General features: G+C 62.9%; 7 protein-coding genes and 2 pseudogenes. 5 read left to right on the top strand and 4 right to left on the bottom strand.

Annotation, left to right across the window (positions count from 1 at the left end; translation table 11 throughout):
* Nucleotides 1-423 precede the first annotated feature (423 nt).
* Nucleotides 424-885 (top strand): MarR family winged helix-turn-helix transcriptional regulator, encoded by a 462-nt coding sequence (locus BLS91_RS02255; RefSeq protein WP_369827236.1) that lies wholly within the window; start codon nucleotides 424-426, stop codon nucleotides 883-885.
* Nucleotides 886-1139: 254 nt separating this feature from the next.
* Nucleotides 1140-1838, top strand: a complete 699-nt coding sequence (locus BLS91_RS02250; protein WP_092338746.1) for an SDR family NAD(P)-dependent oxidoreductase — start codon at nucleotides 1140-1142, stop codon at nucleotides 1836-1838.
* A 2-nt stretch (nucleotides 1839-1840) separates the two neighbouring features.
* On the opposite strand, the gene BLS91_RS02245 is transcribed toward BLS91_RS02250, so the two are convergent.
* Nucleotides 1841-3304 (bottom strand): cryptochrome/photolyase family protein, encoded by a 1464-nt coding sequence (locus tag BLS91_RS02245; protein ID WP_092338744.1) that lies wholly within the window; start codon nucleotides 3302-3304, stop codon nucleotides 1841-1843.
* 398 nt (nucleotides 3305-3702) lie between these two features.
* Between BLS91_RS02245 and BLS91_RS02240 the strand changes: the two genes are divergently transcribed.
* From BLS91_RS02240 to BLS91_RS02230, 3 genes and pseudogenes are all read left to right on the top strand, one after another.
* Complete coding sequence (locus BLS91_RS02240; protein WP_092338742.1) at nucleotides 3703-4305, top strand: hypothetical protein; 603 nt, start codon at nucleotides 3703-3705, stop codon at nucleotides 4303-4305.
* 149 nt (nucleotides 4306-4454) lie between these two features.
* Nucleotides 4455-4772 (top strand): annotated as a pseudogene (locus tag BLS91_RS21290) (transposase); the annotation flags it as partial.
* Between the two features lie 346 nt (nucleotides 4773-5118).
* Nucleotides 5119-5343 (top strand): annotated as a pseudogene (locus BLS91_RS02230) (hypothetical protein); the annotation flags it as partial.
* Nucleotides 5344-5490: 147 nt separating this feature from the next.
* On the opposite strand, the gene BLS91_RS02225 reads toward BLS91_RS02230, so the two are convergent.
* The 3 genes from BLS91_RS02225 to mmsA form a co-directional block, all read right to left on the bottom strand.
* Entirely contained in the window at nucleotides 5491-6600 is a 1110-nt protein-coding gene (locus tag BLS91_RS02225) for a substrate-binding domain-containing protein (protein ID WP_092338736.1), read from the bottom strand.
* Nucleotides 6601-6662: 62 nt separating this feature from the next.
* Entirely contained in the window at nucleotides 6663-7964 is a 1302-nt protein-coding gene (gene mmsB / locus BLS91_RS02220; RefSeq protein WP_092338832.1) for a multiple monosaccharide ABC transporter permease, read from the bottom strand.
* A 38-nt stretch (nucleotides 7965-8002) separates the two neighbouring features.
* The gene (gene mmsA / locus BLS91_RS02215; RefSeq protein WP_092338734.1) at nucleotides 8003-9523 is read right to left on the bottom strand and encodes a multiple monosaccharide ABC transporter ATP-binding protein; all 1521 of its coding nucleotides are present in this window, start codon (nucleotides 9521-9523) and stop codon (nucleotides 8003-8005) included.
* Between the last annotated feature and the right edge of the window lie 129 nt (nucleotides 9524-9652).

Here is a 9652-nt window from a genome sequence, read left to right as displayed (position 1 = left end):
ATCACGCGGGTTTGCGGCGTCGGCTATCGCTTCGACCGCCACGCGGACGTCGCCATCCGCCAGTCGACCACGCCGAGCCCCGACCTGTTCTAAGCCGGTCTGGCGGGCATCGCGTGATGCCGCGTTAACGGACTGAGGGTCAGTCGCAGAGGCTACGACTGACCCTCTTCCCTTGCACCAAGAGTGTCCTGCAATCACATTTCACGTCTTCCGCCACAGCAAACGGTTGACGCACCTAAAACATATAACGAATAGGTAACGGGCGCCACCTTTCGTCAACAAAATCACCTGCGAGTTTCATGCCAAGAACCTGACTGTTGTCCGGCCTCGCAGATGCTGGCCCACGGCCCGCACGGTGCCCGCGCCCCCGCTCGAGTCTCTATTCTTGGAGAACGACGTGGTAAACGAGGCAAGGAGGCGCAGGTGGTGGATCGAACGATCGCGGTGGGCGCGTGGGAGTCCCTGTTTCGGGCCCAGGTCGCCATCATGCGCAGTCTGGCGTCGAATTTTCCCTCCAAGGAAATCTCCCTCAACGAGTACGACGTGATGTTTAACTTGTCTCGGCAGCCGGACCGGCGCATCCGCTTGCGTGATCTGAACCAGCACGTGCTGCTGACGCAGCCGAGCGTGAGCCGGCTCGTGGACCGCCTCGTCTCGCGCGGCTATGTGCACAAGCACACCGACCCGACCGACGGGCGCGGCGCCATCATCGAGCTGACCGATGCCGGCCTCGCGCTGTTTCGGCGGGTCGCCGTTGATCACATGAGGTCGATTGCCGAGCGGATCGGAGAGACGCTCAGCGAAACCGAGCTGGAGCAGCTGACCGTGCTGTGCGACAAGCTGCGCATCGATTGTCCCAGCGACGACGGGGCGGGCCAGGGCTAGGCGAAAGGTGGGGCGATGGAACGAGGGCCCTACCCCTCGTCCCACCGAGGCAGTCCCTCGCAGGAATGCCTTCCTCACCGGGCGCCCGAACATTGCCCGGTGAGAAACTTGGGCGCAAGCACGTATCGGATCTTTGAAAGATAAAACGAATACAGATTCGTTGAGTTTTGCTCACGTCTGCCAATCGTATCCCAGCTTGGGGGTGGAAAGCCTAATCTTGCGCAACCACACAGCATCCCGTCTACTCTGACACTATGACTTCTCTCGCCGGCTCATCCATTCTCGTCATCGGTGCCACCGGCGGTTTGGGCCGTGAGATCGCGCGACTCCTGAGCGCGGATGGCGCCCTGCTCACCCTGCACGGTCGCCATCCGGAACGCATCAGCGAGACCGGAATCGCCGGAGCCCCCATCACCGGCGACCTGCGGGATCCGGGCACGGCCGCCCAGCTCGTGGCCGCGGCCCTGGCCGCTCATGGCCGCCTCGACGGAATCGTGAACGCCGCCGGACTCGTCGCCTTCGGACCGATGGCTGAGGTCTCGGACGAAACGATCGATGCTCTTCTGGCGGTCAACGCGACGGCACCCATGCGCCTGCTTCGGGCCGCCTATCCCGCCCTGGTCGAATCCTCCGGCGCGCATCGCGATCCGTTCTTCCTCACTCTCAGCGGCGTGGTGAGCGAGAGTCCGACTGCGAACATGGCGGCGTACTCGGCGTCGAAGGCCGCCCTCGCGGCATTCGGCAAGGCGGCGGGCCGGGAATTGCGGCGGGACGGCATCCGCTTTCTCGATGCCCGACCCGGGCATACCGAAACCGGACTGGCGACCCGGCCGATCCAGGGGTCAGCGCCACGGCTGCCCACGGGATACAGCCCAGCGAATGTCGCCCGTCGCTTGGTCGACGCGATCATCGCCGGCGAGCGCGACCTGCCGAGTACCGCTTTCGCCGGGTAGGCCTACCAGCGGGTGCGCGCACGCTCCTGGGCGACAACCGCGTCGCGGTCCGCGAGCCGCCTCAGACCGGCTAGTGGCTGAGCCATGCGGTGATTACCCCGGATGCGCGGTTCCACGCGATCGAGGAACGCCCAGTAGCCAGCCGTGAATGGGCAGGCCTGTGGCCCCAGCCTGATTTTCGGATTGAACCGACAGCTGCCGCAGAAATCCGTCATCTTCGCAATGTAGGCGCCACCCGAGGCGTAAGGCTTCGTGGCGACTATTCCGCCGTCCGCGTGCTGGGACATACCCACAACGTTTGCCGGCATAACCCACGGCGTTCCGTCGACGAAAGCATTGATAAACCAATCCGACAGCGCCGACGGCTCATATCCCCTCTGAAGCGACCAGTTGCCGAGAATCATCAGACGTTGAATATGATGCGCCCACCCGGTGCGGGACACTTCATCGAGCACGTGACTCAAACACCGCGCTTCGACGGCAGCACCATCCAACTGCAGGAACGCTGGCGGCAGGGGCTCGTGGGCGGCGAGGAAGTTGCTCCGGGCAACGTAGTTCTCACCGAGGTGCCAGTACAGGTGCCAGACCCAATCCCGCCAGCCCATGATCTGGCGCACCACCGCCTCAACGCTCGCCAGCGGCACGCCACCGGCACCGTAGGCAGCGACGACAGCGTCGATGACCTCCTGCGGGTGCAGGAGGCCCAGGTTGAGTGGCACGCTCAGCCGCGAGTGTGCCATCGTACTGTCTCCGGTCAGCGACGCGTCCTCAAAGGGCCCAAAGTCTGACAAACGGGTGTCAATGAAATCATCGAGCGCCGCGAGCGCTTCCGCGCGGGTCGCCGCGAAACGACGCGGACCATCCGCTCCGATCAGGTGCACTCGGCCGTCCCTGACGAGCTCGTCGAGGTCGCGACGAACGTCGTCGTCGATGTCATCCTCCACCGGAGCCCACGGGTCGGGCAGGCCGAGACCGACCGCATTTCGCGGGGGCGCCTGTCGATTGTCGTGATCGAAGTTGAAGCGGCCGCCCTCCGGCTCCGGTCCCCGCATTAGGACGCCCGTTTTCGCTCGCACGTGTCGGTAGAACTGCTCCATCACGAGTCGGGATGCCGGTCGTCCGTCAGCCCAGCGAGCAAAGTCCTGCTCGCTCGTCACAAACCCCCTGCTGGGCAAAACGGATGCCCCCAATTCGGCGACCAGGGCGCGCGCACCCCACGACGTGGGGTTGATCACCTCCAGTTCGCGACCGGCGAGAACGTCCCGATAGTGCTCTGCCCGCAGGAACTCGACGCGATCGCCCAACTCGCGGGCTCGGTGGCGAAGCGCACTCAAGATGAGGTGCGCCTTGGCCCGGTGATACGTGCGACGCTCGAGAACGGCAGACGCCTCAACCAGCACAATCGGCCCGCCGTCGTCGTAGTGCGGGCCGAGTTGGTCAGCGAACAGGAAGCGGGGAAGGGACACGAGACCGATTCTACGTAGGTTGCGTCGGCCTGGCCGGATTCTCACGAAAAAGCCCCGCTCGACGTAACGTCAAACGGGGCTGAATCTGTGCGCCCGAAGGGATTCGAACCCCCAACCTTCTGATCTAGGGTCGTGGTTTTTTCCACTATTGAATACCGATCAGCAGCGTTCAGGTTTAGCGGTTTGATCAGGCTTTTGTGGACTCCCGTTGCCAATTGCGGCACTGCTGCCGCGACGGCGACATCGCCAGCCGCCGTCACGCTTACGGTAGCAAATACGGGATTCGAGCAGTGCGCCCGCCAACATCGGGATTCCAAGACCCAGGGTCTCTTCCATGTAAATACGGATATTGCCTTCCGTATTTTTATGAAAAAGGCAATGATGGTGCGACGAAGAACGTGGAGATAGTCTGGCGCACGTTGGCCGACGCCGCGCTGGACGATCAACGAGACTGGGCCAGCATCGGCGCTCTCGCCGACGCGGCTGCCGTAGCGCCGTCCACCACTCATCAGGCGCTGGGCCGACTTCTCGACATCGGAGCTGTTCGCGCCAATTCGCGTCGCGGATACACCGTCGTCTCCCCGGGAAAGCTTCTCGAAGCCTTCGCCGCCCATCGCAGCCTGCGAGCCGACACGATGGTGTCGACAACCCTGCCCGCTACCCAAGAATTTTTGGACGATGTGACGGTCGACTACGCACTGAGCGGCAGCAGAGCTGCTGTGCACTACCTCGGTGGCCGCAACACCGTCGCCGATCTCGGCCGACGGATCGTCTACACCACCCAAGCACTTGCGCAGCCTGACTTTCCTGTGGGCGATGAGGTCATCATCCTCTCCGAAGATCCGGTCGCGGCACGCACCTGGCGCTCCGGATACGCCAGCCTCGCGCAAACCTACGCCGACCTGTGGGCGAGCCCGGGATGGCAGGCGGCCGAGTTCACCCGTGCGCTGAAAGCAAAACTATTCGCCGACGCCGATTGGGAGCAACGCACCAGTGCCTAACCTCTACGAAGACGAGCACGGAGTCATCCGCGCACTCGTCGACCGGCTGGGTCACGACCTCGAGCCATCCATCCTCATCGGCGGGTGGGCAACGTTCGTTCGAGTCGGAGGCGAAATCAGTCTCGACATCGACCTCATCACCTCCCAGGATGGGACCCCGAGCTGGTGGTCCGACCTCGAGAAGGTCGTTCAGCCCAGCGCAGAAGCTGACGCACCTCGCCGCGTAAGACGCGGCTATCAAGAACCACAAGGGCGGCGCCTATCTGCGCACCGAAGGGCTGTATACCTCGCAGATCACGGAGTGGCGCAAGCTGCGTGACGCCGGTGCTCTTGCGGGGAAGAAACCCGGTGAGAAGATTGGCCGGTTAACGCCGGAGCAGGCGGAAATCGTCCGGCTGCGCCGCCAGCTGAGCAAGACCGAGCAGCGTCTGGAAATGACGGGGGTGGCGTTGGAGATCATGTCAAAAATGCACGAGCTACTCGAAAGTCTTTCGAAGAGCTCGCGGGACGAAACACCGTGCGCGTTGCCGTACTGACCGCCTACCGCGAACTGGCCAGCCGAGGAACCTCCACTCGCGTCGCGGCCGACCTGGTCGGGATGCCCCGAGCGACCGCCACCAGGACCTCGCCGCTACCCGCGGCGCCAATCGCGAAATCATGACGCAAATCAACACCAGCAGAGGCCAAACCTGACCACACCAAGCCCACGTGCACAACATCAGTCGCACACGTGACGACCACATATTTGTCCTCCGATCTGGGAAAAAAGTGACCGCGAGGTCTCTCGAAACCCCGCAACCCCCAGAGAACCGCCGCCATTCCGGGATCGGCCTGAATACGCCCGCCGACGTGCACTACGGCCTCGCCGAGGCGAAGGCCGTCGAACGTGCAGCGACCCTGGACGCGGCCAGGGCACGCTTCCCCGAGCGATTCAGCACCAGCCAAGCACCAAAGATTCTGACCATTCCCGCGACGGCATGGATCAACAAACCCGCCGACAAACCCGCCGAGAACGACGGGCTCGAACTAGCCGCCTAAACTCCCACTGGCCTCATGCACCTTGATAAATTCCGCTGCGCCCGAAAAACTTCCGCAACCACAGAGCGTCGAGTGCGCGATGGCGTTAACGGGAGAGACCGGCCAGCCCCGAGGGGGGTCGACCGGTCTCTTCGTAACTAACGGGTGCTACTTGGTGAGCTGAGACAGCTCGGGGTTCTCCGCGTACGCCTCGACAGCGTTAGCCGCGGTAACGATGACTGGCGTGAGCAGGTCAGCGGGGACGATCTTGTTGCCATTGTCATAAGACTTGGTGTCGTTGACGGTGGGCTTGTCGCCAGACTGCAAAGCGGATGCCATGGCGATGGCTTCCTTGACCAGCGCGCGGGTGTCCTTGTAGATGGTCGAGTACTGTACGCCGGACATGATCAGCGGGATCGAGGCGGCCTCGGAGTCCTGACCAGTCACGACGGGGAGCTCAGCCTGGCCAGCATCCTGCACCGAGGTGATGATGGCGCGGGCGAGGGTGTCGTTCGGCGAGAGGACGCCGTCGACGGACTCGGTCTGGTACGTGCCCTGCATGAGGGTGTCCATGCGACGCTGGGCATTCTCCGGCTTCCAACCGTCGGTTGCCGTCTGGCCAATGTCGGTCTGGCCGGAGACGATCTTCAGGGTTCCGTCGTCGATCTTCGGCTGGAGTACGTCCATGGCGCCGTTGAAGAAGACCGCGGAGTTCGAATCGTCGGCGGAACCTGAGAAGAGCTCCACGTTGTAGCTGGTCTTGTCCGGGAACTTGGCGGCCATGCCGTCGAGGAGAGCCTGTCCCTGGAGCTGCCCAACCTTGAAGTTGTCAAACGCGACGTAGTAGTCAACGTCGTCGGTGTTCAGGATGAGGCGGTCGTACGCGATAACGGTCACGCCCGCGGCCTTGGCGTCAGCGACCTGGGTGCTGAGCTGCGCGCCGTCCTTGGCGCCGATAATGATGACCTTGGCGCCGTTGGTAACCATGGTGGAGATCTGCTGCTGCTGGTCGGCGACCGCGTTGCTGGCACCGGCGTACTGCACGTCGCCCTTGAAGCCAGCGTCGGCTAGTCCCTTTTCGAAGAGGCTGCCGGCGAGGACCCAGTTCTCACTGGTCTTGTCGGGAAGTGCGACGCCGATGAGGGAGTCGGCGCTGAAGCCACTGGCGGGCGCGTCGGTTCCTGCCGCGCTGCCGCGTCCGGTGTCGGAGGAGCAGCCGGTGAGGCCGAGTGCTGCAACTGCCATGACGGCGGTCGCAGCAAGAAGGATCTTCTTCATGAGGTTGTCTTTCTTTCTGTGTGTGGTGGTGAAGGGTGGAAGTCTGAATCAGTGGGTGAGAATTAATTCTTGAGGTCGGCCGGCACCGCGGTGTCCGGCGTTCCGCCGCCCGGCGTGACCTGCGCTGAGGTGGAGTTGTCAGTTAGCCCTTGGCCGCTCTTGTTGCGCGTCATCAGCCCGATGATCGACGGACGTCCCTGTGACTTGTTGTAGACGTCGACGCCGACGGCGATCAGGAGCACAAGGCCCTTGATGATCTGCACGAGGTCGGACTGGATGCCTTTGAGCGCCAGCCCGTTCGACAGCACGGCCATCACGAGTCCACCGATGATGGAGCCGGCGACGGTTCCGATACCGCCGGAGACCGCCGCGCCGCCAATGAACACCGCGGCGATCGCGTCGAGCTCCCAACCGGTTCCGTCGAACGGTCCGGAGGCCTGCGAGCGAGCGACGAAGATCATGCCGGCCAGCGAGGCCAGTACCGACATGTTCATCATCACGAAGAAGTTGACGCGCTTCGAATTGACGCCCGATAGCTCAGCCGCGTGTTTGTTGCCGCCGACCGCGTAGATGTGGCGTCCGATGGTCGTACGGTTCGTGAGGAACGAGTACGCCACGACCAGCACGGCGAGGATGATGCCGGAGACCGGGAAGCTCGTGCCAACGCGGCCGGTGGCGAACAGGTAGGCGGCCACCAGGACGACGCCGCCGAGGATGAGGACGCGGAGCACGCTGAGCCAGACGGGATCGGATTTCGCGCCCATCACCTTGCGGGTGCGGCGGCCACGCACCTCAAGGCCGATGAGGATCAGCACGACGAGAATTCCGAGGAGCATCGTGGCATTGTTGACGCCGAAATTCGGCCCGAACTCGGGGAGGTAGCCCTTGCCAATGCCCTGGAAGCCCGTGCCGACGGGCACAGTGGCCGAGTCGCCGATGAACTGGTTGCCACCGCGCCAGATGAGCATGCCGGCCAGTGTCACGATGAACGCCGGGACCCCGATATAGGCGACCCAGAATCCCTGCCAGGCACCGATCAGCGCACCGACAACGATGCCGAGGATAATCCCGGCCCACCACGGGAAGTTCCAGTCCTGCATGGCGAGGGCAACGATGATGCCGGTGAAGGCCGCGACCGAGCCGACCGAGAGGTCGATGTGGCCGGCGATGATCACCATCACCATGCCAATCGCCAAGATCAGGATGTAGGAGTACTGCTGCACGATGTTGATGATGTTGCCGGGCTGCAGCGTCTTACCCCCCGTCCAAATCTGGAAGATGATGATGATGACGACGAGGGCACCGAGGATGCCGAACTGCTTGAGGGAACCACCGCCGCCGAACAGTTTCTTCAGGTCACGGATGTTGGATCGGCCGCTATTCTCAGTATCGGATGCGCTCATTACGCGACTACTTTCTGTGAGTCCGAGGTCATGCTGCGCATGAGGGTTTCGGGATCGGCCTGGGCGACCGGGAGTTCGTTGGTGATTTTTCCTTCAAAGATCGTGTAAATGCGGTCGGAGACGCCGAGGAGTTCGGGCAGCTCAGACGAGATCATGATGATGCCAGTGCCCCGCGCCGCGAGGTCGCGGATGATCTGGTAGATCTCGGCCTTGGCCCCCACGTCGATGCCGCGGGTCGGCTCGTCGAGGATCAGCAGGTCTGGATCGGTGAACATCCACTTCGCCAGCACGACCTTCTGCTGGTTTCCGCCGGACAGCTTGGTGACACCCTCCTCGACTGTGGGGGTTTTGATGCGCAGGCTCTTGCGATACTCCTCAGAGACCCGCGTCTCCTGCAACTCGTTCACCACGATGCCGCGGGAGATTTTGCCGAGCTTGGCCGACACAATGGAGCGCTTGATGGTGTCGAGCAGGTTGAGGCCGAGCGACTTGCGGTCTTCGCTCACGTAGGCAATGCCGTGGCCGATCGCCTCGGAGACGGTGCGCAACTTGATCTCCTCACCGTCCTTAAAGACCTGGCCGGAGAGGAACTTGCCGTAGGAGCGGCCGAACAAGCTCATCGCGAGCTCGGTGCGGCCGGCACCCATCAGCCCGGCGAACCCGACGACCTCGCCGCGGCGCACGGTGAAGCTCGAATTCTTCACGACGAGACGCTCGGTGGTGAGCGGATGCTGCACCGTCCAGTTGCGCACCTCGAAGAAGACCTGACCGATTTTGGCGGAGTGCTCGGGAAAACGATTCCCGAGCGTACGCCCGACCATGCCCCGGATGATGCGATCTTCGTCGACGCCGTCGGCCTTCACGTCGAGGGTCTCGATCGACTTACCGTCGCGGATGATCGTGATCTGGTCGGCGATCTGCTCGATCTCGTTCAGCTTGTGGGAGATCATGATCGACGAAATGCCCTTACCCTTAAGACCGAGGATCAGGTCGAGCAGGTGCTGCGAGTCGTTTTCGTTGAGCGCGGCGGTGGGCTCGTCGAGGATGAGTAACTTCACGTTCTTGTTGAGAGCCTTGGCGATCTCGACGAGCTGCTGCTTGCCGACGCCGATGTTCTTGACCTGGGTGTCTGGGTCGTCATCGAGTCCGACACGGGCGAGCAGTTCGACCGAACGGCGCTGGGCCTCAACCCAGTTGATGATGCCGCCTCGGCCGGGCTCGTTGCCAAGGAAGATGTTCTCTGTGATCGAGAGCTCAGGGATGAGCGCAAGTTCTTGGTGGATAATGACGATGCCGGCGGCCTCGCTCTGCTTGATGTCGCGGAAGCGCACGACCGAGCCCTCGTAGACGATCTCGCCGTCGTAGGTTCCGAAGGGGTACACGCCGGAGAGCACCTTCATCAGCGTGGACTTGCCCGCACCGTTCTCGCCGCAGATCGCGTGGATCTCTTGGGCTCTGACGGTGAGAGACACCTTGTCGAGGGCCTTCACGCCCGGGAACTCCTTGGTGATGGACTGCATCTCCAGGATGGTGGGGTGACTGTTGTGAGACGTCTCCACGTCTGACCTCCTCGTCTGGCAGGACCACGATATTGTGGCCCCATTTTAGAATCTAAACCCCACGCCCGTTGTCGTCAACTTGTGAACACA

Origin of the sequence: Cryobacterium flavum, from assembly GCF_900103805.1 — a bacterium.
Taxonomy (GTDB): Bacteria; Actinomycetota; Actinomycetes; order Actinomycetales; family Microbacteriaceae; genus Cryobacterium; species Cryobacterium flavum.
Note: the sequence above shows the minus strand (reverse complement) of the source record. Positions and strands in the feature narration are given on the sequence as shown.

What these genes read in the sequence shown, in the direction of transcription:
- BLS91_RS02250 (WP_092338746.1), top strand. Translation starts at nt 1,140, where the DNA reads ATGACTTCTCTCGCCGGCTCATCCATTCTCGTCATCGGTGCCACCGGC.
- BLS91_RS02225 (WP_092338736.1), bottom strand. Translation starts at nt 6,600, where the DNA reads ATGAAGAAGATCCTTCTTGCTGCGACCGCCGTCATGGCAGTTGCAGCA.
- mmsA (WP_092338734.1), bottom strand. Translation starts at nt 9,523, where the DNA reads ATGCAGTCCATCACCAAGGAGTTCCCGGGCGTGAAGGCCCTCGACAAG.